This window comes from Bacillus sp. LJBS06 (genome assembly GCF_016924995.1).
Lineage (GTDB): Bacteria > Bacillota > Bacilli > Bacillales > Bacillaceae > Bacillus > Bacillus stercoris.
Genome location: NZ_CP070483.1, coordinates 1,386,872 through 1,409,959, shown reverse-complemented (window position 1 = coordinate 1,409,959; position 23,088 = coordinate 1,386,872). Strand labels below are relative to the sequence as shown.

The 23,088-nt window shown below is 45.6% G+C and carries 29 protein-coding genes; 2 read left to right on the top strand and 27 right to left on the bottom strand.

Going from position 1 to position 23,088, the window contains the following annotated elements; translation table 11 throughout:
• Positions 1 to 46: 46 nt before the first annotated feature.
• The 25 genes from JQX68_RS07285 to JQX68_RS07165 all read right to left on the bottom strand — a co-directional run bounded on the left by JQX68_RS07285 (position 47) and on the right by JQX68_RS07165 (position 20,250).
• Positions 47 to 313: a DUF2577 family protein gene (locus tag JQX68_RS07285; protein ID WP_040083365.1), complete on the bottom strand. Its 267-nt coding sequence runs from the start codon at positions 311 to 313 to the stop codon at positions 47 to 49.
• Positions 313 to 1,290: an XkdQ/YqbQ family protein gene (locus JQX68_RS07280; RefSeq protein WP_040083366.1), complete on the bottom strand. Its 978-nt coding sequence runs from the start codon at positions 1,288 to 1,290 to the stop codon at positions 313 to 315. Before JQX68_RS07280 ends, JQX68_RS07285 begins: the two co-directional genes overlap by 1 nt.
• A gap of 15 nt (positions 1,291 to 1,305) precedes the next feature.
• Positions 1,306 to 1,965 (bottom strand): LysM peptidoglycan-binding domain-containing protein, encoded by a 660-nt coding sequence (locus JQX68_RS07275; protein WP_147771798.1) that lies wholly within the window; start codon positions 1,963 to 1,965, stop codon positions 1,306 to 1,308.
• The gene (locus JQX68_RS07270; protein WP_481748478.1) at positions 1,958 to 5,749 is read right to left on the bottom strand and encodes a transglycosylase SLT domain-containing protein; all 3,792 of its coding nucleotides are present in this window, start codon (positions 5,747 to 5,749) and stop codon (positions 1,958 to 1,960) included. The genes JQX68_RS07275 and JQX68_RS07270 overlap by 8 nt, the downstream gene beginning before the upstream one ends.
• A 1,383-nt stretch (positions 5,750 to 7,132) precedes the next feature.
• Positions 7,133 to 7,273 (bottom strand): hypothetical protein, encoded by a 141-nt coding sequence (locus tag JQX68_RS07265; RefSeq protein WP_003220596.1) that lies wholly within the window; start codon positions 7,271 to 7,273, stop codon positions 7,133 to 7,135.
• A gap of 41 nt (positions 7,274 to 7,314) precedes the next feature.
• The gene (locus JQX68_RS07260; RefSeq protein ID WP_147771796.1) at positions 7,315 to 7,761 is read right to left on the bottom strand and encodes a phage tail assembly chaperone; all 447 of its coding nucleotides are present in this window, start codon (positions 7,759 to 7,761) and stop codon (positions 7,315 to 7,317) included.
• An 88-nt stretch (positions 7,762 to 7,849) separates the two neighbouring features.
• On the bottom strand, positions 7,850 to 8,293 hold the full coding sequence (locus JQX68_RS07255) for a phage tail tube protein (protein WP_003232677.1): 444 nt from the start codon (positions 8,291 to 8,293) through the stop codon (positions 7,850 to 7,852).
• Between the two features lies 1 nt (position 8,294).
• Positions 8,295 to 9,695, bottom strand: a complete 1,401-nt coding sequence (locus JQX68_RS07250; RefSeq protein ID WP_172640781.1) for a phage tail sheath family protein — start codon at positions 9,693 to 9,695, stop codon at positions 8,295 to 8,297.
• Complete coding sequence (locus tag JQX68_RS07245; RefSeq protein WP_069838930.1) at positions 9,692 to 9,910, bottom strand: YqzN/YkzM domain-containing protein; 219 nt, start codon at positions 9,908 to 9,910, stop codon at positions 9,692 to 9,694. Before JQX68_RS07245 ends, JQX68_RS07250 begins: the two co-directional genes overlap by 4 nt.
• A gap of 3 nt (positions 9,911 to 9,913) precedes the next feature.
• Complete coding sequence (locus JQX68_RS07240; RefSeq protein WP_040083370.1) at positions 9,914 to 10,354, bottom strand: phage tail terminator family protein; 441 nt, start codon at positions 10,352 to 10,354, stop codon at positions 9,914 to 9,916.
• A gap of 12 nt (positions 10,355 to 10,366) precedes the next feature.
• Positions 10,367 to 10,852, bottom strand: a complete 486-nt coding sequence (locus tag JQX68_RS07235; protein WP_205440606.1) for an HK97 gp10 family phage protein — start codon at positions 10,850 to 10,852, stop codon at positions 10,367 to 10,369.
• Complete coding sequence (locus JQX68_RS07230; protein WP_040083371.1) at positions 10,849 to 11,205, bottom strand: YqbH/XkdH family protein; 357 nt, start codon at positions 11,203 to 11,205, stop codon at positions 10,849 to 10,851. The genes JQX68_RS07235 and JQX68_RS07230 overlap by 4 nt, the downstream gene beginning before the upstream one ends.
• Positions 11,202 to 11,585 carry a protein YqbG gene (gene yqbG / locus JQX68_RS07225; protein ID WP_040083372.1) on the bottom strand — a complete coding sequence of 128 codons (384 nt, stop codon included), beginning with the start codon at positions 11,583 to 11,585 and terminating at the stop codon, positions 11,202 to 11,204. The genes JQX68_RS07230 and yqbG overlap by 4 nt, the downstream gene beginning before the upstream one ends.
• Positions 11,586 to 11,606: 21 nt before the next feature.
• Positions 11,607 to 12,542, bottom strand: a complete 936-nt coding sequence (locus JQX68_RS07220) for a phage major capsid protein (RefSeq protein WP_205440605.1) — start codon at positions 12,540 to 12,542, stop codon at positions 11,607 to 11,609.
• Between the two features lie 25 nt (positions 12,543 to 12,567).
• Positions 12,568 to 13,395 carry an XkdF-like putative serine protease domain-containing protein gene (locus tag JQX68_RS07215; RefSeq protein WP_069838934.1) on the bottom strand — a complete coding sequence of 276 codons (828 nt, stop codon included), beginning with the start codon at positions 13,393 to 13,395 and terminating at the stop codon, positions 12,568 to 12,570.
• A 19-nt stretch (positions 13,396 to 13,414) separates the two neighbouring features.
• Complete coding sequence (locus JQX68_RS07210; protein ID WP_029317667.1) at positions 13,415 to 14,902, bottom strand: phage portal protein; 1,488 nt, start codon at positions 14,900 to 14,902, stop codon at positions 13,415 to 13,417.
• A 3-nt stretch (positions 14,903 to 14,905) separates the two neighbouring features.
• On the bottom strand, positions 14,906 to 16,207 hold the full coding sequence (locus JQX68_RS07205; protein WP_205440604.1) for a PBSX family phage terminase large subunit: 1,302 nt from the start codon (positions 16,205 to 16,207) through the stop codon (positions 14,906 to 14,908).
• Positions 16,204 to 17,001: a phage terminase small subunit gene (gene xtmA / locus JQX68_RS07200; RefSeq protein WP_205440603.1), complete on the bottom strand. Its 798-nt coding sequence runs from the start codon at positions 16,999 to 17,001 to the stop codon at positions 16,204 to 16,206. The genes JQX68_RS07205 and xtmA overlap by 4 nt, the downstream gene beginning before the upstream one ends.
• 117 nt (positions 17,002 to 17,118) lie before the next feature.
• Entirely contained in the window at positions 17,119 to 17,628 is a 510-nt protein-coding gene (locus tag JQX68_RS07195) for a sigma-70 family RNA polymerase sigma factor (protein ID WP_014663641.1), read from the bottom strand.
• A 114-nt stretch (positions 17,629 to 17,742) separates the two neighbouring features.
• Entirely contained in the window at positions 17,743 to 17,949 is a 207-nt protein-coding gene (gene xtrA / locus JQX68_RS07190; RefSeq protein WP_014663640.1) for a phage-like element PBSX protein XtrA, read from the bottom strand.
• Positions 17,946 to 18,296: an XkdD/Y8K6 family phage-associated protein gene (locus JQX68_RS07185; RefSeq protein ID WP_069149434.1), complete on the bottom strand. Its 351-nt coding sequence runs from the start codon at positions 18,294 to 18,296 to the stop codon at positions 17,946 to 17,948. Before JQX68_RS07185 ends, xtrA begins: the two co-directional genes overlap by 4 nt.
• Before the next feature lie 84 nt (positions 18,297 to 18,380).
• Entirely contained in the window at positions 18,381 to 18,548 is a 168-nt protein-coding gene (locus tag JQX68_RS07180) for a hypothetical protein (RefSeq protein WP_014663637.1), read from the bottom strand.
• The gene (locus JQX68_RS07175; protein ID WP_080478210.1) at positions 18,548 to 19,348 is read right to left on the bottom strand and encodes an ATP-binding protein; all 801 of its coding nucleotides are present in this window, start codon (positions 19,346 to 19,348) and stop codon (positions 18,548 to 18,550) included. Before JQX68_RS07175 ends, JQX68_RS07180 begins: the two co-directional genes overlap by 1 nt.
• On the bottom strand, positions 19,248 to 20,084 hold the full coding sequence (locus JQX68_RS07170) for a phage portal protein (RefSeq protein WP_069149433.1): 837 nt from the start codon (positions 20,082 to 20,084) through the stop codon (positions 19,248 to 19,250). The genes JQX68_RS07175 and JQX68_RS07170 overlap by 101 nt, the downstream gene beginning before the upstream one ends.
• Positions 20,071 to 20,250, bottom strand: coding sequence for a hypothetical protein (locus tag JQX68_RS07165; RefSeq protein WP_014663634.1), 180 nt, complete (start codon positions 20,248 to 20,250; stop codon positions 20,071 to 20,073). Before JQX68_RS07165 ends, JQX68_RS07170 begins: the two co-directional genes overlap by 14 nt.
• Before the next feature lie 178 nt (positions 20,251 to 20,428).
• Between JQX68_RS07165 and xre the strand changes: the two genes are divergently transcribed.
• Together xre and JQX68_RS07155 are read left to right on the top strand one after the other, a co-directional pair.
• Entirely contained in the window at positions 20,429 to 20,767 is a 339-nt protein-coding gene (xre, locus tag JQX68_RS07160; RefSeq protein ID WP_014663633.1) for an HTH-type transcriptional regulator Xre, read from the top strand.
• A gap of 164 nt (positions 20,768 to 20,931) precedes the next feature.
• A complete protein-coding gene (locus JQX68_RS07155; RefSeq protein ID WP_041521305.1) occupies positions 20,932 to 21,528 on the top strand; it encodes an ImmA/IrrE family metallo-endopeptidase in 597 nt (198 codons plus the stop codon).
• A 43-nt stretch (positions 21,529 to 21,571) separates the two neighbouring features.
• Here JQX68_RS07155 and JQX68_RS07150 read toward each other — a convergent pair whose 3' ends face one another.
• Both JQX68_RS07150 and JQX68_RS07145 read right to left on the bottom strand, forming a co-directional pair.
• Positions 21,572 to 22,408, bottom strand: a complete 837-nt coding sequence (locus JQX68_RS07150) for a manganese catalase (RefSeq protein WP_014663631.1) — start codon at positions 22,406 to 22,408, stop codon at positions 21,572 to 21,574.
• A 76-nt stretch (positions 22,409 to 22,484) separates the two neighbouring features.
• Positions 22,485 to 23,087: a poly-gamma-glutamate hydrolase family protein gene (locus JQX68_RS07145; RefSeq protein ID WP_014663630.1), complete on the bottom strand. Its 603-nt coding sequence runs from the start codon at positions 23,085 to 23,087 to the stop codon at positions 22,485 to 22,487.
• Position 23,088: the final 1 nt, after the last annotated feature.

The window sequence follows — 23,088 nt, the reverse complement described above, 5'->3', positions numbered from 1 at the left end:
CTTTTTACAAGCTAAATAAAAAACCGCTTCGATCGAAGCGGTTTGTCTATACTTTATCTAAAATAAAAAACGATTGACCGCCAGTCAGAGCCGCGGTCATGACGCGATCCCCCGGCTCGAGTGCATCGTCTCCTCCGGATTTCATCCGTTTTGGGATAATGATGGCGTCTTCCGGTATGATCAGTTTGCTGTTTTCTTTTAATTTGATTTCCACAGGAGAAATCGAAACGACCTCAGCCGGGAGCAGTTCCACCGGAGACTCAGCATCAACTGCGCCAACAGCCAACTGTTTTATAGCCTCACTTAATCTCATCAGGATACTCCTTCCGGCATCGTATTCTTTTCGACAACATCGATTGTCATCGTATGTTTCGTTCCTTTAAATTCATGCCGGTCCGTATCTACCCAATAGGTTTTCTTGATGCCGGCCTCCGGAATAGAAATATAGACGGGCAAGCCGCTCTGCACTTCCGGGATGCCCACTGCCTGAATATTTTTCAGTTCTTTTTTCACGCCCTTTTTTTCAGCTAGGCGTACATCTGCCCGCTGCTGAAGCTGTGCCTGGTTGATGTCATCTGTGACCGTTTCTGTATATTGAAGCACACCGTATTTATTTAAGCCTGAACTGTCCTTGGCAGAGGCTTTATATGTTTTATTGTCCTTCTGCCGGCGAAGCACCACCCGAGTAGCAGTGTCGTTTATAGAAGTGCTGTATTGGTAACCCGTAATATTGACACCCGTTTCAAGCACCCATACCTCTGACGGATCTGGCCACGCGCGCAGGCCGAGCTTTCCTTTTTCCGAATACAGCTGGTAATGTCGCCCTGTCTGGCTTTTCGTCTGTTTCAGCGCTTTTAATATGATGTCATACAATGTCGTATCATTTTTAATGACAAGACTTTTGATCGTGTGGCCTGTGTTTGCGATCGAGGCTGTCGGTATCTGAAAATCATTGGCAATCCTTCTGATGATCTGGTCGGCCCGCTGATTGGAAAACACGTACATATCCTGGTTTTTGACCAGGTACTGAAGCATATCATATGCGCTGAAGGCAAGCGTATGCTCGTCCGGGGTTCTTGCAAAAACAATGCCCCGAAAAAGCTCTTTTCCCTTCCATTTAAACAAGACCGTATCTCCTTCTGAGACACTGTAATACGTTTGGTCGCCCTGTTTGGTGACGATGGTCGCTTCAATGGAACGCGGCGCCTGATAACGATGGCCTTCAAGCGATACACTTTCTGCCACCAGTTCAAGCCACTCTGTGTCTTTAATGACGAACAGTTCTATCATCATACATCACCTGTTTCATTGCGGTATCTTTAATTTTTGGCCGGGAAATATCCAGTGGCCCGGCTGCCTGATGTTCCGTTTGCTTCGTTTGATCATTGCTGTTTTATTGGCGTTCCAAATTTTGCGCCATTGCGTGCTGTTCCCGTAAAATCTGCCGGCAATGTCCCACAGCGTGTCTCCCTTTTTCACTGTGTAGGTTTTCGGGGAAGCCTTCGACGGGCGTTTTGCCTTTGTTTTTTTCTTCCGCTTGATTTTTCGGGGGGAAGCGGTTTTGTATTCTTTTAGTACAATATCAAAATCCCTATCCCCTATCTCTTTGTCTCCTTCACTATATTTAAGGCTTTCAATGCTGCATGCCATATTGATTTTAGTTCCCGTAATTAAAAATTGAACAGGCTTTTTAGCCTTCATCCATTTTTCAATTTTCGCAATGGCATTTTCCGGAGACGGGAGATTTTGATATTCAGCTATCGGCGTATACTTTTTTGGAAAAAAAGAAGAAAATGAAATTTCTTTCGCTCCGGGTTCTTCAATAAACGTTAGTTCACCCAGTCCTGTTATCTTTACTGAGTCATTTTGTACACTATTCGCTATATCAATCGATTCAGGAAGAACAGGGAATCGCAGCTTTTCTTTTCCCTGTGATATCCAAAATTCATAGACAGACTTAGTCAAAAGCCACGACCCCCTTTGTTCCAGTGTTAATGTCTTTTTGTAATTCATCAAGTAATGCCTGCTTGATTTTTGCTACCAAGCTATCAGCGTCCTGATCATTATGAAAATGCTGATCGCCGTTAAACTCAATCTTTATTTCTTTCGTTCCGGCTGTTTGTATCGTTTGCCGTGAACCGGATGTAACAGCTGAAACTTGTCCTGAAGAAAGCTCAGACTGCTGGGATTGAGACGGATCTGTCACTTCCATACCAAGAGCCTGTGCCGCTCTCTGAAGAAGGTAGCGACCGCGTATGCCCCGTTCCTCTGGGATGATCCATTCCCGCTTGTTTCCTTCACCGACACGGGCGATTTGTTCTTTTGTAATCAGTCCGCCGTTGGCATAACCGACATAAGGACCTCCATGCTTCATGCTTCTAATACCAGGTACATTGTCAATAGAGCCGTATCTGCTTTTGATGTAGCCGATTGCGGCAGCAGCGTTGTGAATCGGGTTTTTAATGTTACCCATACCCGGTGCTTTGTGGTCATTAAAGGTGCTTGGGATGGTCTGCATCAGCCCTTGTGACGGATGCCCCGCTTTAGCGTTGCTGTCCCATAGGTTGATTGCATTCGGGTTGCCTCCGGATTCATGCTGCGCAATCGTCATGAGTCCCGGCAGCCAGCTTATTGGTGTCTTTGTAGCCATGAGAGCAGCCATAATCCACTGTTTTACGTCCCCGCTCATCGTGCCCATTCCGGAATAGGCAGCCGCCAGTGATCCAGCTTGTTTTTCAGCATATTTCTTTACATCTACTGAGCCAAGGCCTTTGACAACACCAATTGAAGCAAAACGCCCCAAGCTCATCATAACGCGGGAAGGCGAATGGATATCTAGCTCCTCACGGAAAGCCTGCTCCACTCTCTTTGCCATATCCTTTGCAGCTTGTTTCACTTCACTGGATTTAGCATTCATGCCTGTCACAAAGTTTCCGATCAAACCGGAGCCCCAGCTGTTCGATGTGTCTTTTGACCGCAGGAACGGTTTGTCAACATGTGTACTCACATACTGTGCAGTTCCTGTTTGGGTTGAGTTTTGTCCTTGTGTAAAGCCTTTGACCGTTCCTGTGCCCCATGAAGACGATTTGTTCACAGTGGCTTGGTACGGCGTTTTAACTTTTGATTGCAAAAAGCCGTCTGTGCCGGTTGCTGTACCGTTTTGGCCCTTGGCATACCCGCTTACCATTTGTTTACCGTAATTTGGTGAAGCAGAAATCATTTGTGTAAATGGCGTATTGATGTTTTTCTTTTTCCAGTCTTCCATTTTGACAGGTTGGTTGCTTATTCCCTTGTCAAAGCCTTCTGAAAATTGCTGTCCGAGTGTGGATGCTTGGCCTGTAAGATTTGCAGTGTCCATTGCTGGAGAGGCAGATCCTGATAACGGACTGGCAGCTGCTCCTCCTGAAACAGATACCGGACTTCCACCGGAAGACGAAGCGGCGCCCATGTCGTCTACGACTTGCATACCCAGCTTAGACGCCGCTTGTGAAAGAAGCATCTTCCCCCGGCCTCGGTTGTTATCAACTGGGATAACGAATTCCTTGCCGGCTTCACCGATCCACGAGATGGTTGGTTTGGTGATGTAGCCGCCTGTGGCCTTTTTATCCGGATCCTTCCCTTTATTCGGATCTCCGCCGCCGGTTACAAAATTAATCACTTTACTAGCTACGCCGCCAGCTTTATCCCAGATTTGCTTCACCCAGCCGAACGCTTTAGAAAAAGCATCTGAAATGGCTTCTCCAACCTTTGTAAGAGGTTCTTGAATATTCTTTTTAAACCAGCCGCTCAGACCCTTCCAAATGTTCTTGACTGTGTCTATCGCTTTTTTGAAAGCATCAGAAATTCCCTTGCCTACATCTGAGACTGTATTTTTAACCGGGTTCCAAACTGTATCCATGAACCATCCCGATACCGTACTGAAAACACTCTTAATTTTATTCCAAGCACCAGTCATTTTATCCCAGATTGTAGTTGCCGCTCCTATTACAGCAGATTTGACTGGCCCCCACACATTACTCATAAACCATGAAGCAACTGTACTGAACACATTTTTAATTGTCGTCCATGCATTTACGATTTTAGACCATATTGCTGTTGCTACACCTACAACTGCTGATGAAACCGGCGTCCAGACATTGTCCATAAACCATGTTGATACAGTACTGAATATCGTTTGGATCGTAGTCCAAGCATTCACGATGTTGGACCATATGCTTGTTGCTACACCCACAACTGCGGTTGACACTGGCGTCCAGACATTATCCATAAACCATGTTGATACAGTTCCCCAAGTATCCTGAATGGCTGACCAGGCATTTTGCGCACCCTCTGTGATGCTGTTCCATGTATCTTCTAGAGCGCCGGCATCAATTGCCTTACCTAAACTTTCACCGCCGAAAGTGCCGGCAATTCCTCCTACAACTCCGCCAATAGCGGTTCCGACTCCAGGCACAACGCTTCCAATAGCCGCTCCTGCAGCGGCTCCGGCTAAACCTCCGCCGGCTGAACCTACCTTTTCACCGGCATTATCCTTATTGATTCCGGCTAGGTCTGTAAGAGACAATATTTCGCCTAATCCTGGTATTCCTTTTGCGGCTCCTTTTAAGCCCTTCAGTCCGCCCTTCAAACCTTTTGATTCTCCCAATGTTTTCAGAAGGCCTGAAAAACCTTTGCCTGATCCGCCTTTAGCTGCTTTTGCAGATTTAGGCGTACTCACAGGATTTGATTTATTGCCTTTGTTAGATGAACCGTTTCTATTTTTAACTTTTTTGCTTTTGCCTGTACTGATTCCGGCACAGCAGCATCCGCAAGCCCCGCCCCATTTGCCGCCTGACTTCTTCGATTTAGAACCTGACGCTTTTTGGTTCATAGAAGGTTTTTTAGTGCGGTTTGAGTTGCTTGAAGTTGAGTTATTTGTATTGGCTTTTGAGGCTTTTTGTTTGCCTTTGCTTCCGCTGGATTTGCCGCCAAGCAGTCCCCCAAAATCCAGGTTCCCCAGTTTTTCAGCAATGCCTTTTATAATCTTTTCAAAAAACTCTCCCACTTTTTCAATAATTTTATCAGGGCTGAATTTCTCAAACTTCTTTGCGATTTTCGAGACAATATTATCAAAAAACTTTTCTGCTTTATTGGCGATTTTATCCGGATTCAGGAAATTAAACTTTTCTGAGATTTTATCAACAATATTTGTTACAAAGTCTTCCGCTTTATTAATAATGGCGTCTGGACTGAATTTGCTCACGACATCATCCACTTTTTTCATAAAGGAATCTGTAAACTTGTCAAGCTCGTTAAAAATGGTTTCCGGGCTGAATTTACTTACGACATCGTCCACTTTTTTCATAAAGGAATCTGTAAACTTGTCAAGCTCGTTAAAAATGGTTTCCGGGCTGAATTTGCTTACGATATCATCTACTTTTTTCATGAAGGAATCTGTAAATTTGTCCAGCTGCTTAAAAATAGCTTCTGGGCTGAATTTACTTGCGACTTCGTCTACTTTTTTCATAAATGAGCCTGTAAACTTATCCAATTGTTTAAAAATGGCTTCAGGACTGAATTTACTTGCGATTTCATCTACTTTCTTCATAAATGAGCCTGTAAACTTATCCAGCTGTTTTAGAATCGTTTCCGGGCTGAACTTTGTCGCAATCGCATCCACTTTGCCCATAAATGATGTGGTGAACTTATCCAGCTGGGACAGAATTGTCTCCGGACTGAACTTCGTTGCGATTGCATCCACCTTACTCATGAACGATGTTGTGAACTTATCCAGTTGTGCCAAAATTGTCTCCGGACTGAACTTCGTTGCAATCGCATCCACCTTACTCATAAATGATGTGGTGAACTTATCCAGCTGAGCCAGAATCGTTTCCGGGCTGAACTTTGTCGCAATCGCATCCACTTTATTCATAAATGATGTTGTAAACTTATCTAGTTGTGCCAAAATTGTCTCCGGACTGAACTTCGTTGCGATTGCATCCACTTTGCTCATAAATGATGTGGTGAACTTATCCAGCTGAGCCAGAATCGTTTCTGGACTGAACTTTGTCGCAATTGCATCCACCTTGCTCATGAACGATGTTGTGAACTTGTCCAACTGTGCCAGAATTGTTTCTGGACTAAACTTTGTCGCAATTGCATCCACCCTGCTCATAAATGATGTTGTGAACTTGTCAAGCTGTGTCAGAATCGTCTCTGGACTGAATTTTGTTGCGATCGCATCCACTTTACTCATAAATGATGTTGTGAACTTATCCAGCTCTGTTAGGATTGTTTCCGGGCTGAATTTTGTAGCGATTTCATCCACCTTATTCATGAACGATGTTGTAAATTTATCCAGCTCCGTTAAGATTGTTTCCGGGCTGAATTTTGTGGCGATTTCATCCACTTTTTCCATGAATGATGCAGCAAATTTGTCCAGTGCTGTCAAAATCGTTTCCGGATCAAACATGCTTGCAATATCACCGGCATTTCCTCCGGCTGAAGAAGCTGCTTTATCCGGTGAACCTGAGCTTCCCATGCTATCAATTCTTTTCTGCAAGGAATCCAGCTTATCTGACACCTTGTCATTAATAGCCAGCTCCAATTTGTTGTCTTTTCCTGTTAAGGCATCAATACCGGCAGAAATGCGACCGACTGTTTTCATGACGTGATCAATCACGCGTATTGTAACAGAGTAGCCATTTTGAAGTGCATTTTCCATATAACGCTGTATTTTTTGAACAGCCGGCGAAATTTGGTCTTCTGCACTCAGCATTATCGTAAATCCTTTAAATCCCGCAACGAGCTCTCTTAGTCGTTCAAATTTTTCTGTTGCTTGGTCACTGGCGCCAATTTTAATAGATACCGATGCCGGCAATCCTTGCAATTGAGTTTGAACCTTCTGAATGACAATGCTGGCGTTATCCTCAGCTGAAATGGAAATCATTTGGGCGCCAAGCTTTTTCTTTAATGATTTTTGTATGCGGTCAATTGTCCTTAACACAGTTTTGCTTTCTTTTCGTATATCGATAGCTCTATTTCGCTGCGTCATTTTTCTATACTTTTCAAGCGCTCTAAATCCATTTTGTATCTTTCTTAGCTTTTTGCTTACCCGGTCTTTCAAGTCAAATCTTGCTGTCAGCTTTGCCAATTACGATGCCCCTCCTTTCTTTGCTTGTTTTTCAAGAAGATCGAGCTTATATCCAATCAGTCCATACAACAGCGCCTTAAAATTGCGCGGCGCTTCATAAAGCGCTAATAAATCTGATGGAGAATAATGAAGCTCGTGCATCGCATAGTAGAGATACACGGCTTCTTTATGCCCATCCTTGATTAGTTTTTTGCTTCTTCTTCCAGATCCTCTAATTCATCTTCGAATCCATTAATCTCAATCGCTTTGTTTAACCAGTTCGCGTATTCGCCTCCAACTGAGAGGACGCGTTTCGCAACTTCTACCGGGTCAGCCGTTTTGTAAGCTTCTCGAAGATCTTTTGAACGGAAGTCAGGGTAAACGGTTGATTCAACTGCGATTCGGGCATAAAAGCGCTGGCTGTCTAAATCTTTAACACGGCCTCTGCCTTTGATATTTTTATACGTTGTTGTTTCTTTCTCTAATTCATCAATACGCTCCGTTGTGATCGCTTTAAAAATAAATGGCACGATGTTCCCTTTTTTATCAACAAAACGCTTTGAGATCGGCACTTTGATTTCTTCAGCTTCAATTGTTTTTCCCGGCATAAAAAAGGAAAGATCATATACGTTTTCGTTCTTCTCGCTCATGTAAAAAACTCCCTTGTCTTTTGATTGATTTCATCATGAAAAACAGACCTTTCTGAGAAAGGTCTGCGTATGGCTATTTCAGTTTTGATTAAAACGTGTCAGAAAGCTTTTCAGGGACGTCGAAGTCTTCGAAGGTAAATGGAACTTCTTCCTCTAACGCTTCTGAATCGACATCAAGGCTTGCGATTTTGGCTGAGTCAAAGTTGACGTCATACAGCGTAACTCGCTCTGTGCCCCGGCCGGAGGATTGATCATCCAGCACGGCTTGGAGTGTGAAATAAGGGTCGCTGCCTTTTTTGACATAGTCCATCATCAATAGCACGAATTTCGATGTGACTTTGTAGAACGTCGCGGTCCCTGTTCCATTTGCCCCTGTTGTTTTATGGCCTGTCATGCGGCGGCCCATAATGTTGACTTCAGACTTGTTTTTCTCAACGTTTGCTTCAAATGTTTTGATGTGCGCCATTTCCTCACCATCGAGAAATAAGCGGCCTTCTTTTCCTGAGATTGTGTTTTGTGCTTTTAATGCCATATTAGTTTACCTCCACATTAAAGTAGAATTTTTCTGCTGCGTCGACAGGCTGTACAGCCAGGTCAATCAAGAAGCCGTCACGGTCTTCATTCATTGAAATTGTGATATCTTCATCGGAATCAAAGCCAGTGATGCCGCCCGCATCCTGAAGCGTTGTCATGTATTGCGTGATCATCGTTTTCACATACTGCAGTCCGTCTTCAGACGCCGGGATATCGCTCCCGCTGCCTTTTCTTGATTTAATTAAGGCTTTCAGCTCGCGTGTTAAATCATTATTCACAGCATCCAGGACACGAACGATTTTGTTTTTCGCAAATTTCTTGTTTTTCTCAGCTGTGAACGTCACGAGTGAGTTAATATCCTTTTCTACACTGACGGATTTATCGCGGGCGTCGAATGTGAATAAAAATTCGCCTTTGCCCAGACGTTCAACAATCGTGTCGTGGTCAAGGCGGTGTAACACATCAACGGCGCCTTCGTACTCTACAAATGTAAGTGACTGATTAAAGGTTGCTCCTGCACTCGCTCCAGCTACCCAAGCTGTTGCTTTGTCCGGTGTAACTTCCGTGCCATCTTCCAGCAGGACACCTTCTGTTACGTTGATGATGCCTTCGTAGTCACCGGCATAATTGGCTGTGACGCCTTGCACTTTTTGTCCTTGGCCGTCGCGCAGGCGTTTAATGAAAGCAGCAAATGTCGCCTTTAGCTGGTCCCCCTCCGCAACAGGCAGCGCAATCACATCAAAGCTCTCCGTTTCAGCAGCGGCTAAGAAATCTGTATAGTCGGAGTTGACAGGGGCTTTATCCGTACCGCCGGATAAACGAATACCCGCGGATGCTTTCAGCGCTTCAGCTGCAGTGTCCCCTTCTGATCCAGTGAGAGGAATCGTCGAAGAAAGATCGCCTGTTCCAGTAAAAGTGACATAGCCGTTAGCTGTTAATTCTTCAGCCTTTTTGACGGTCTGTTTGTCAACCTCTGATTCGTCCATATATGTTGTCACGTCGAAAGAATCAGCATCCAGCACATTTTGATTGATGCGGATGATAATATCATTACCTTTTGTTCCGCCATATACCGCAGTCGCTTTAACGCCTTCAGCAATATCAGCAGACGCTCGGACGCCTTCGGTTAGACGGTACATCAATACCGTTTTCGCGTTTTTCTTCGCTTCACGCAGCAGCAATAAAGACGGGTCATCAATGCTGAGACCCACTTTTTTGTTTAGGTCTTCAACGCTTGAAATGGAGACGAACGTTTTCGCTTCGCCCCAGCTTGATGCGACCGGAAGTGCGACTGTTCCCCGTTCACTGAGTGATACCCGCTCCTGTGCCGTTGTTTTAAAGTTAAAATAAATGCCTGCACGTTCTTTTTCTTTGCCTGTTGTAAATGTTCCGCCATTCATGATGACATGACCTCCTTGGTTAGAAATGTTTGAATCAATTCATTGGCTTCTGATTTCGTCATACGTGTTTGATCCACGCCAAATAAAGCCCCCTGAAGAATATCCGGCTTAACACCGAACAGTTCCTTCGCGTGCTTAATCAAATCCGCTGTATCAAAAAGAGCTTCCCGGCTCTCCGTATGTACAGCCTTCTTCTGTTGTTTGTTCTTTGCCACCGCTTATTTCACCCCGCTGTTCATGTCGATATCCTGTAAGACAGGCTGTTCTGTTTTGTGATAATAATATCGGCTGCTCCACCTGATCACCATGACCGCCTCGCCCCTGTCTCCTACCCTTGTCTCAATTCGGGTAACGCGAACCATATCCCCCGTCTTCTCGCCGGATTCACTGAGCAGCGGAACCATGTTTCTCGCTTCTCTGATGGCATCCGCGAGCCTGTCCGCTTCATCCAGCGCCTGAACGGAGTCATGATGAAACAGCTTCACATTGAGACTGTAGGTTTTTTTAAATGTGGAGACCGTATCTGTTTCTTCGAAAACAGATGGCGATGGGACGTATAACGACGGCACCTGAAAGTGATCAGGAAGCTCGCGTTCATAAATGGGAACAGACCACTGGCTGTACAAAAATGCCATGATCGATCCTGTTTCACTGTTCATCCTGCTCCTCCTTTACAGCTTCTTCAGCCACTGGCGCAGTTTGCTTTCCAGCGATTTTTCAAACAGCTGTTCATATAAAAGCAGCGCATGATCCCAGTAGCCCGTGCCCGGGATCCATTTTCTCTTGAGCGCCATTCCCGTTGAAGCCGCGGGATCATAAATAAACCGCGAACCTTGAAAACGTCCCGGCACCCATCTCACATCTTGTTTTGACGTCCAATGGCCGTCATTCAGAAATGAGGCGTAATCAAGCTGTGTACCCACCTCAAGCGAAAGACCGCCGCTTTGCGCAATCCAGAGATTGTCCTTTGTGCCTCTTTCGAACGAGCGGAACAGTTTTTCTGTATTAACCGTTTGTGTGCTGATGAGCTCAGATTGGACGATCTCCAGAAAATCTTGCCCGCACTCCTCAAGCCACCGGGTCGCCTGTCGGGAAAAGCCGCCCGAAGCCGCTTCTATTAATGCCGCGTTTAGCTGTTTCAATCCCGCTATTTTCATAGGCTTTCATCCCTGACTGCGATGACTTCCCAATGATGATGTCTAATTCTTTTCGGCAGCTTTAGTATATATTGATGATTCTCCCAAATGATTTTATCGTTTACGCGGATATCCGCTGACAACGGAAAATGGACGAGAAAGCTGTGATATACAGTTTGATCCGGCTCCTCCTGAACCAGCTGCTGCGTTTTTTCGGTAAAATAACAAGGGACATCTTGTTCATCGGGTGTCTCCGGATATGAAGTCACCGGCTGCAGTCTGTCTGCCGGAATCCCAAATCGGCCAGCAGACGGCGCTTGCGCTGCTTCATGATAAATGTCACAGCGATGAATGAGCATCTGCTGATAGCTCATAAAGACCTCACCTTCAGTCTGGAGGATTCAGGGACGTAGCCCGGCGTGATAAACTCTTCGAGCAAATGATATACCTCTGGCCGCTGAATCCCGCCTTCTCCGGAAACCGTGTAGGAATAATCCCCCATTTTCTCAGACTGATAGCTTGATGAGGCAGATTCATCGCTGTTGACAAGCGCAAAATACTGGGCAAGCTTTACTAAAGCCAACTTCACCTTACCGGGCAGCGGATCATACAAGCTATCTTCAAAGCGGTGGCCCGTGATGAGAGCCGCTTCTGCCTCCGCCTCGATGATATCCTGCGCCAGCAGTTCTTCAGGCCTGTTCTTCACCCGATCATAGACCGAATAGGAGGCTACGTCAGTCGGTTCAATGAGCATGAGCTGGCCACCCCGTTTCTATTATTCTTTTACGTTAATTAATTTCGCGCAGGCATCCTCTTCCTCGAACTTGCTGTCGAGCTTGGCTGTTAAGACAATAATGAATTTACGGGAACGGATGTCTTTGTCGACTTCAATTCGGATATTGCGGGAGAAGCCGAGAATGATATTTTTCGGATGTGTGAGAATGATATCAGAAGTGTCATATTGCGCGTCTCCCTCACCGACTGTGTACGGCTGAATATTGGATACCCCTTTGACCGGCACGCCGAATGCTGTTGACAAGCCGCCCTGAACAGCCTGGTCCCCAAGGTTTGTCTGGCGGTCCGCCACGCGGTCCTTCCATTCAACTTCTAAGCCATGTGACGTATAGAATCTGAATTCCTGAGGGATGCGCAAATATTTTGGCGGAACTGCTTTTAAGCCTTTTTTGAATGTCGCTCTGGACAATTCTTCACCGTTCATGTCAACGATATGGGAAACCGCTTGTTTGCGAATGCCGTCCAGCTGCGCCAGATATGGATCAGCTGATGCAGTATCGCCGTTTACAATCAGCTCTTCAATATCAACGGCTGCGCGCTCGGCTAAAATTTGCATGATCGTCTGCTGCAGGCCATCTTTTTCAATATTGTTTTCGAGTGTGTCATACGTAATGTTGATTTCCGCAATGACTTCCTTCGTGTTCAGCTGGACAGTGCTTGTCGTTGGAACTGTCAGCTCGTCGTTTGACAATGCTTTTCCTTCTTGCGCAGCCCGCAGAATACGCTGGCCGAAGCCGATTTTCTCAAATTTTTGCGAGTCGTTTTCCATTTGAATCACACGGGATTCACTAAAGATGGTCGGCGTGTTTTGCACCATGCGGATAAAAGCCGATGCTTGCGCAGGGTTCATAAGCCCGCCGCTTTTTAAAGCAGAAAGCGACATTTCCGCTTTCCGAATGATCTCTTGATTTCTCAATTGATTTCCTCCTCCTTGACTGGCTTTACAGCAGTCCGCTCCAGATTGATTTTTTGACTTGCTCTGTATTGCCGCCCGTATCGTCCGCTGTCTGCTTAGATGCGCCTCGCGCTTTTTCCAACGCCTCGATGCGCTCGATCAGCGGGGCAAGCATGTCTTCAACGAGCTTTTTCAGACGCTCGTCATCACCCGTCTGCTCCGGCTTTTCCTCCGTGTCTGTGTTTTTTTCAATCCGCTCAAGCCGTTTGAGCAGAGGGTAAAGCGCATGCTCGAATGATTCTTTCATGTCTTCTTTTCTCATTTCTTCAGTCTCCTTCCCTGTTTTGTCAGCAAGCATTTGCTTGAATACACTGAGGAATCCCGCTTTTTCAACCGGTTCTTCCTCATACACATCTGCAGTGCCCGCCATGCTGTAGCCGGTGATGATTCCAGCCTTGATCTGTTCCCACACCTCGTCTGACGCTCTTGTCACGAGCACCCATGAGCCCTTTGTAATCCGCTTTGACCCGATCATAAAATCATCGGGCGCCACATAGGACTCGACCACGACGCCGGTTCCGCCCTCAAAGCTGTGATTAATATCAATCTCCCGTGCTTCAGCGAGAAAACCGTGCGCTGCTTTTTCAATTTCCTCGGCGGTCATAAAATCACCGTGGGCATCAGGAACATTAGGCTCATACACGATTCCGTACACGAGCTTTTGTTCATCCTGCTCACTTTTTGTAAACAGCCGAACCTTTTTTTCAAATGACGGAGGCCCGGCTGACTTCGTAAAGAAAAATTCAGTCTGGTTAGCCGCCTTGTCCACATAACTGACAAAGCTGATTTTGGCATTTCTTAATTCGCGCGCCACCTGCTTGATTCACCTCCCTTCAGGACGTTTTGATATCTTCGATGCTTTCTTTCAACTCCTGCATGAGCGCAGTCAGGTTTGTCTTTTCCGCATCCTGTCCTGCAGGCCGTTTATAAATGTCCTCCGGCCACTCCTCCAGTGTTTTGCCAAGCACCCGTCCGGCAAGGTCGCGTAAATCATTCGGCGAGACTGCTCCGGCTGTAATAAAAGGACCGAGCACCTTCGCAATCTCAAGCGGATCACGAAAGTCCGGTCCTTTTAATGTCAGCCTGACGTCATGGATATTCAGCTCCGGCAAAAGCAGCGTATTCAGTTTATTCACGAGCGTTTTTCGCTCCGGCTGAAAGACCTGCTCCTCCGTAATTTTTCTCGCCGTATCCGCTGTCGCCCGGTTGTATTCCTGGGCCTCGCCTGTATACAGCGGCGGGAGGCGGAACGCCGAGCGCAGCTTATTTCTGCTTTTTTCATCGTATTCAAGAAACAAGGCGTCGTTTTGCAGAATTTCGGCCAAGGATTTGATTTCCACGGAAACCGGCGTTATATCCTCGCCTCCGTGGAGATCCTTTTCTTTTGCGATTCCTTCGGCTTCGATCAGGAGAAATTTATGGGCGTTTTCAACGCCTTCAAGATCATTCATGTATTCCTGCAGCTCCCGGTAAGAAGCTTCTGACAGCATCCCGTTTTCCACTGTAATCGCAGCGGGGACGTGGCGCCCCTGCTTAAAATACATAAAATTGAGTTCTTCCGCTTTTCGGGCTCCGTATAAATTAACAATATTGCCGATCCAGCGGGGCACACCGTATACGCCGCTTCCGATTTTGAGGTGAATGGCTTCATTCGCTTGATACTTCTCAGCCAATGTGTTTACATATTCACCAGTGCGCATATCCATTTTTCGCGGATCGCCGTATTCTTTAAAAAATACTTTCTTTCCATTGATCATTTGCACATATTTTCGGAAGCGTTTTTGCCTTTTGATCCTTTTCATTTTCCCGTTTTCTTCATATATAAATGAGACCTCAACAGGCTCACCGGCTCCGCATACACGCATATATTTCACATCTAAATATTCGATGCCGGCCGGTTTTCCCGCCCCGTCGCGAAGCACTTCCATAAAGCCGTTGCCTGTTTTTTCTCTGTCTTCGATGGCATAGCCTAAAATCATTTCAGCTGATTCATCAAAGTGAAGACATTTATAAAAGGCTTCGAGTCTGGCCCAGTCTTTTTCCGCTCTTTTCTTTTTTGCCTGATCGACATCACTTGCGTTGACATCAAATGTGTACTCAACATCGAATCCAAAGCCTGTAATATTCACTCTATACGCATCAATGCATTGCTGAAGAATGGTCGAGTATTCGGCAATGGTTTTGAGCTCGATGATATTGTAGGGCGGAGCGATAATGTCCTCTCCGTACAGCTCAGAAAAGTCATCTTCATAGATTTGCTTTGTCTGAGGAGCAGCGGCATTGGCTTTAAATACCGTTGCTCTGACTGTTTGATTGTGCATGATTTATGACCTCCTCCTTTCTCGGTTCGGCCGGATTCGTTTGTGTGCTGTCTCTTTCATATCAGCAACCTCATAATCATCAAGCGCATACCAAATGGCAGAAAGCGTATGCGGGTCAATCGTGAATTCATCCTCGATCAGAGCTCCGTTTTTATCTTTGGCATACGTAAGTGTCTTGAGCTCATAGATGACATTTTCACAGCGGTCCGAACAGAAGATTTTTTTGAACCGTTTTACCTTTTTGGTATATTGAAGCCTGGAGCCGGGAAATTTTCTGGCTCCAACCATCCGAAAGCCCTGCTGGCGGAAATATTGGATGCTTTTCGGCTCAGCCGAGTCGGCTTTGATCAATTCCTGTGTGTCAATAAACTCACGCAGTTCCTCAGCCGTCCTGTCATCTGTCATTTTATTTTGATAATACTCCCAATAAATGTAGAGGTATTTTTTTTCAGGATCTACAGCAAGCCGGACGACGGCATTATAGGATTCCTCGAATCCAAAATCCATGCCTGTACGAAAGATTGGCTTGCTGATGGCTGCGATAGATTCATTTACTTGATCATGCGGGAGCACCTCGAACTGCGGCAGCACCCTGATCCCGTTGACGCCGAATCGTCCTTTGCGGGCAACCCGGTACAGGTCGGGATCATACTCTTTGAGTCCGTCAAGCTGTTTCACATAGCTTTCCGGGAGAAAAAGATTGTCGTTAGCGGTGGAATGGTGGTAATACGTATCACCCTTCACAATCGTCCGCTTTTCGTAAAGCTCGCTGTCGTCCAGCACAAACCGTTTATTGCGTTCATCTCGAAAAAAATGCCGGTACGTCCAATTGGAGGTGCCGACGGGATTGGTGGTACAGATCATATGAAGCTTCAGCTCAGGATGGCGAAGACGTCCGATTAATTCCTTGAATCCCTCATACTTCACCTCTGAGCACTCTTCAATCCATATTAATGAAATGTTATGAACCGATTTTAATTTTGCCGGATTGTCCATGCCTTTGAACATGATCCGGCTGCCATTGTGAAATCGCAGCTGCAGCGGGGAAGAAAGGGCTGCCACAGCTTTTGTCAGACCGAGCTCTTCAATCACCTCTTGAAACAAGGCGAAGGTCGAATCCCGATGGGTATCGAACACCTCGCGGATGACAAGGGCCGTCCGTTTTTCCTTCAGCAGCTTTAACACGATTTTCAATGCGGTATGATAGCTTTTGGATGAACCGTAGCCGCCTACGAGAAACTGGTACGTCTGCTCCCAATTGAACACGTAATTTTCGAAATGAGGGTTGATTTCTTTTACAATCATGACTTGTCCTCTTTTCGTTTGATCATGATTTCAATCGGCTCTTGACTGTCATCTGTTTTTTCCGCTTTTTGTTTGGCAAGCTTCAATTTCTCATTTTCAATTTTTTGTTTAAATTGATCTGGAAACAAATCAAAATATAAGGATAGCTTCTCAAGCGCCTTCATTTTATCTGCAAGCTTGATGGCAATGCCTTCTTTGCCAAGCTTTGCTTCCGTCACGATGGTGCCGTCAACGAGCCCGGAGTCTTTGACATCGACAAAGCTGATTTCCTTCATAATGGGGTTATCATCTTCATCAAACAGCGGGCCCGATTTCCCGACAGCCTGGACCTCTTTTTTTCCAAAGGTCACATAGTCCGTAATATCCGCAAACGCGATCTTGATATAAACCTGCAGCACATCCATTGCTTCAATAAACATCTCGTTGACCATTTCTTTTTTTATGCGTTTGATTTCAGCAGCGACCTTTTCATTTTTTAAGAGCCGGCTCCCCGTCACATGAGCGCTGTCCGGAGAATAGCCCGCTTTGATTGCTGACTGCGTGGCATTGAAGCTTTTGACGTAATACAGGCAAAACAGCCGCTGGCGTTCATTTAATTCATCGTTGTCTATCCGGCGCTGTGTTTGTTCGTTTTTGGACGCAGAAAACAGGGCCTCTTTCCATTTGTCTTGTTTTTTCCAGACGCCGATTGTTTTCGCGGAAACGCCGATGGTGTCCGCGATCGCCCGATTTGTGATCTTTCCTTGATGTTGTTGATAGATTGCTAATGCTTGTTCGCGCTGTTGTGTTTTCATGCTACGGCATCACCGCCACCTCCAGCATGGTTGTTTATTCATAAAAGCGGCTGATCGTGCCAGCCGCTTATGTGTCATGCTCTATTCACTTATAGGTGGCAAACGTATGACAAGCTTTCATGCAAGTGATCGATTCAATTCTTCCTGCTGTCTTTGCATCTTTCCAATCGCCCGTTTGATCGTCGTTTGCACTGTCGATTTTTTTACGCCGAGAAGGTCAGCGATCCGTTCATAAGAAAAACATTCTACCTTGTGCAGCAAAAACATTTCTTTTTCTCTGTCCGTTAACAGGGCTAATGCTGCTTGAATTCTCTCTCTGTCTTCTTCTGATACCTGTCCGTCCGGCTCAAACATCATAGCGCTGGAAAATGATTCGATGATTCTCGGATCCTTAATCATAAGCCGCTGGTACGCATCACGCCGGTCAATCGCCCGTCTGATGCCGGGCTGTCTTCCTTTTTCAAGCCATTCTGTTACATATTCAAGATCAGTAATTATATTTCTGATAATTTTTTTATCCTTCAGCTCTTCAGCTGAGAGCACGGATTCATCTGCCTCAGCGAGCGGTTTATATTGTGTTCTTGTTTGTTTGAGTGTGCGTTTATATTCAAATAGTAAGTCTTGCATTCTATGATCCTCCTCATTATTGGCAATAAAAAACGGACACCAATCAACGCACAAATGCTGTGCAGTTGATCAGTGTCCGCAGGCTTTCCGTCTTGGACGTATTCTGTTTTCGCTTTAATTTAATTTGTAGCCGATTTCAAATTCCACACGGGCAAGGTCGCCCTTTCTTGTTTCAACGAGCGTTTTTCCATGCTCCGGCGCTTCTGCAATCCATGCTTCTTGCTTGATCCCGTCCACAATAATGACACGGATTTTTCCGTCTTCCAGCTGGCTCTCCAGCGTGATGGAATCAATATGCAGCAGTTTTTTAGGATGAATCATGTTTCTTTTCCTCCCTTTTTCGGTGCAGCGCTTGCTTCGGCTTTTTCTAACAGCTGAATGATGCGCTCCTTTGAATGAACAGAATTCCCCTTCAGAAAATCAAGAGCTGCTTTAGACGCTTCCAGCAATTCAGGCGCAGCGGCCATCAAAGCGGCATTGCTTTTTTGCGAATAAGAGCTAAGGTCAAATACAGCGGCAATCAGCCGGCCGTTTGAATACGGAAATCTTTCTTTTTCTTCTTCACTGTAAGCTGAATAAATATAGATTGGTTTTGTATCCCCGCACGGGACAGCATGCCACGGCGCAGGGCTTTTCTCTGTCTGTTTTGTTTTTTCCAACACTTTCACTTCCCGTCATCCTTATACCATTGTTCAATGTTTTTTTCTGTTCGCTTTGCCCGAAACAGCAAAGCGATCAGGGCAGTCAGCTGTTTAATCACGGACATTCAGCCTCGCTTTTCCCGCTGTCAGCATTTGCTCCAGCTTTTGAATGACAGGCGTTAAATCAGTGCCGGACCTGCAGTTCGGACATGGATGAAAAACGACTCCAATCCCTGTATGCTCCACAATGACTTTCTTTGTCTGACAAAGCTTGCACATTATCTGACGCCCTCCAATCTATGGTTCAGCTCGTAGGCTGCCCCTTTGATAATCACTAAATAGTCACTGCACATTTCGTAGATTCTCGTGCCGAGCGCTTCATCGATCCGTACAAGTGCTTCAATTGTCAGCTCGCTCGAAAGCAAAATCGGTTTATGATTTAAGTAGCGGTAGTTGAGTACCGAATACATTTGCTCTAATTGCCAATCTGTAGCGCGGGGTTTGCCGTTAACCGGTTTAAACAGATCATCTATGAACAGCACATCCGCTTGCTTCATCCGGTTCAGCTTTGCTTCTAATAGGTCAAAGTCATTTTTCAGATCCGTAAAGCCCTCCACAAACGGAAAATAAATGACAGGCACATAGCAAGTTCTCATTAATTCATTGGCAGCGGCGGTCAAAAGGTGCGTTTTCCCTGAACCGGGCTGTCCTAGAAGGGCAATGCTGTTTTTCCGGCAATCCTTGATTTGTCCATAATCCGCCACATACTCTTTAGTACATTCAAACGCGTCTTTTATGGCCTGCGGCTTTCCCTCCGTGCGGAATTCCTTGAAGCCCAGCTGTCTGAAAGCGTGAGTAATCTCACTTGCCCCCAGCAGCCGCTTCACTTTCCGTTCTGCCATGCAACTGCACATCGTCCAGACTTCCAGGCCATTCTGCCTGACGAGATAACCTCCCTGGTCCTTGCAGCGCAGGCAATCATACCGGCCTGCGTCTAATTCGGCCGGTTTGTCCGCCAGTAATGGACGTCTCCCTCTTCTCAGCTCGTTTAAAATCTGTTCGATTGTTCGTTTTGTCATGTTTTTTCATCCTCTCATGCTGAATTGCAACATTCTTTTTGGCTTGCTGCGCGTTAAATCGGTCTTCAATGAATTTCGAGCAGTAGCGAAAGGCCTTGATTGTTTCTGAAGCGGAAGTCCGCCGGTTTTCAAAAGCTTGAAAGCATTCCTCAAGCCATTTGATTGTTTGCGTGACAGGAACGCCGATAGCAACAATGCGGGCGATGGCTTGATAATCTCTTGAGGAAGGATATACGGTGCGTCCTTCTTGAGCCGACCGTAATTCTGTAAACCGCTTCGCAATGTGATCTACTGCCTCATCAGCAGCAGTATATTTGTTTGTTTTATCTTTATCTGTGCGGTCGCTTGTGTCCGGTGTCTGCGGCGAAAATGGCCGTTCTTTTATACTCCGGTGCACCATTTTGTCCGATCTGAAGGTGAATTTTTTGGAATGCTTGACCGAAATCACCAGTCCGTATGGCGCACGGACTGCCTTTATGTACTCATGGGTTTCGAGAAGCTCCAGCCACCTTCTGACGGTTTTTTCACTTACACCGAAGACTGCCGCCATTTCTCTCGCTTTTAATGGCTTATGGCCGAGTACGATGCCCCAGCTTACGCCGTCTTTTTCGATTTCTTTTGTTGTTGAGCTGATAAACCAGAGAAACAGCCATAGTGCCGGTCCAATTTTGTCATAATGTTCTGAATTCAATAGTCCTGAATACATCAGAAAAGGATAGCTTTTATCGTTTTTCATTGTACGCCGCTTCTCCTTTTAACATCATGTATGCTTGAAACTGCTCTTGCGTTTCAAAGTGGAACACCGGAAGGCCGCATGCCGTAAACAAAATGGTGCCGCCGGATTGTCCGAGATGGCGCTGATCTATGGGATTTTCACTAAAAACAATTTGGATTGGATACATGTGATCACTCTCCTGATCTGTTTTCGATACATTTCGTATCAACTGTTACCAAGTATAAACGATACAATCGGTATCATCAAGTTATTTTTGATACTTTTTTTATCATAACTTTATTTTGATACATATTGTATCTATAATCATAAGTAACTTAGGGAGTTTAAAAAAGAGAGGTCATAGTATGATAGGCGGCAGATTGAAAAGTCTCAGAGGGAAAAGGACACAGGAAGAAATCGCATCACACATCGGTGTGTCACGGGCACGATATTCCCACTATGAAAACGGGCGAAGCGAACCTGATTACGACACACTCCAAAAACTGGCTGATTACTTTCAAGTAACGACTGATTACTTATTAACGGGTAAAGACAAAAAATCCGACGACGATATGTTCTCAGATCCGGACCTGCAGCTTGCGTACCGTGATATGCAGGATTTTTCCCCAGAAAGCAAACAGCAGGCCATCGAATTTATCAACTATTTAAAAGAAAAAGAGAAAAACCGCAAGCCGAAAAATTAATAAATCGTTCTCTGTTCTCTAAAACATATTAAAAATAGACCGATATAAAGAAAAAGTGTTTATTTTTTAAAGAAAAGGGAAAGATTTCTACACCACTTTCCAGTCCTATACGGGCTTTTCTTTCTCGCTAAAAACAGAACACACGTTCGAAAGGGAGTATTCAATTGGGCGATTACTTATCACATCTGGAGGAATACGTTAAAAATTTGTACAGCAGACTGGGTATCACATCCCCTCATCACATTGACATGCTGAAAATCGCAAAGGACCTGGATATTTGGGTGCATTTTGAGGATATGGGGAGCATGATGGTGAAATACGACGGCATGTACAGTATCGTATTGAACCAAAAAAAGTCACGGGAAGAGCAATGGGAGGATTTTGGCCATGAGCTGTGCCACGTGCTAAAGCATGCAGGCAATCACTTTCAGATGAACAAGCTCTTCAGAGAACTGCAGGAATTTCAGGCGAATCAATTTATGTACCACTTCTGTGTGCCAACCTTTATGCTGTTGCAGATGGAACTGCCGCAATGGAGAAGCCAGGCACTCGCCACAATTGCGGCGGTATTCCGGGTAACAAAGGAATTTGCTGAAAAAAGGCTTGACATGTTTGAACGGCGTAAAGCAGGTATTCAATTTCAGAAGCGGCTCGCTTATTTATTAGCTCACAAGCGGCCAAATGCGTACGAGGAAAGCGATCAGCAGCACTTGCAAGTCGCAGAGGAAAAAGCGTTCTATCATGTCGGCAAAAACATCTGATCCAAAAGGGCTGGGGACATTTATCCTCAGCCCGGCAGAGATATTAATATTTTGACATCGGTGGAATGGTATTCTGCAGCCACATTGGCGCCGGTTTAAGATGAGGCGCAGATGCGAACGCAATCGGAGCCGGGATATACCTGAATTCACCCCGGCCATCAAAGGCTTCCCCATGTGCCCATCTTCCTTGTGAGCTTTCATCCCCTCTGGAAAAGTTAAACAGATCATAGGAGACTTCCTGCTTTTCGAGCTCACGCGGAAACGTCGTCGGGACGACAATATCCCGTTCTCTTTCCTCCAGCTCTTTAATGGCCGCATACCACATATTTTGATGATAAGTATCCCTTGCAATCAAAAATGACAGCATATCTCTTACCCCTGGATCATCGGTCATGGCATAAAGCCGTGTCACCTGAAGGCGCCCTTGGGATTCCGCATTTAAGTTGGCGCGAAAATCTGCGAGCAAATTTCCGCTTGAAATAATATATTTGGCATTCCATGGATATCCTTCGCTGTCAGCCGCCATCGCGCCTAAACCTGCGACAATCGCATGCTGCGGGTTCATTCCGGACAACACCGCTGCCACAGCAGGATCACTTTTATAAGCATTTTCCTGCACATCAGCCGGTGCATTGTCCAAAAGCCTGGAGATCATCGTCGCAAGCATTTCCACATGCCCGATCTCTTCTGTACCAACATCATAAAGCAAATCTTTATATTTCGCATCTGCACGGCAGTTAAAACCCTGAAACAAATACTGCATCATAACACTGATCTCACCGTATTGGCCGCCCAGCACCTCTTGGAGCTTTTTCGCATAAACCGGATCGGGATGAGCTGGCTTTGCTTGATATTGAAGCTCTTTTATATGATAAAACATGAATCATTCCTCCCTACACTTTCGCACAACCCCAGCGTATGAAGGAATGGGCCGACCGTGCAGGTCCCGTCTGGTTTTATTTATAAAAGCCAAGTTTGACGGCTTCCACATATCGATCAAACAAATCGTTTTGTATGTAGCTTTTATCACGGCACCCAAAATTGCAGAACAGCACGTTTCTTTGTGCAGTGCTCACCTCCAATTGGAGCCCCATTTCTCTTTTCGTCCGATTGACAATATTGTTTGGATGTACACCTGCCAGCCGATCTTTCTCACTAGTGAGTTCGGCGCTGAAACCCGCTTCATTCAGACGCTCACAAATGAGCTTGGCTTTTTTGCGATCCGTCCCGCCAACCAATGTTTTTGGGATGTTTGGATCATAATACCCGTGAAACGCTAATGCGTAATCATGGGCATTCACTTTTTCTAAAGCCAGCGGCTCATCAAAACGAATGCTAGTGAGATGCAAGGAACGATTGTTTCGCTGTTTTACACCTTCAAACAAGTAAATGGAACATCGATCGGAAAATGCCCGCACCAGTTCACTGACACCAGGCTCAATTCTGCCGCCGTGGGGACCGAGGACGATAAGTTCACTTCCGTTTTTTTCCTCATAAATAATCCGGTACTCCGATTCAGAAGCAGAAAGGGCCGCAAAGCTGTCATACCGATCTTTCATT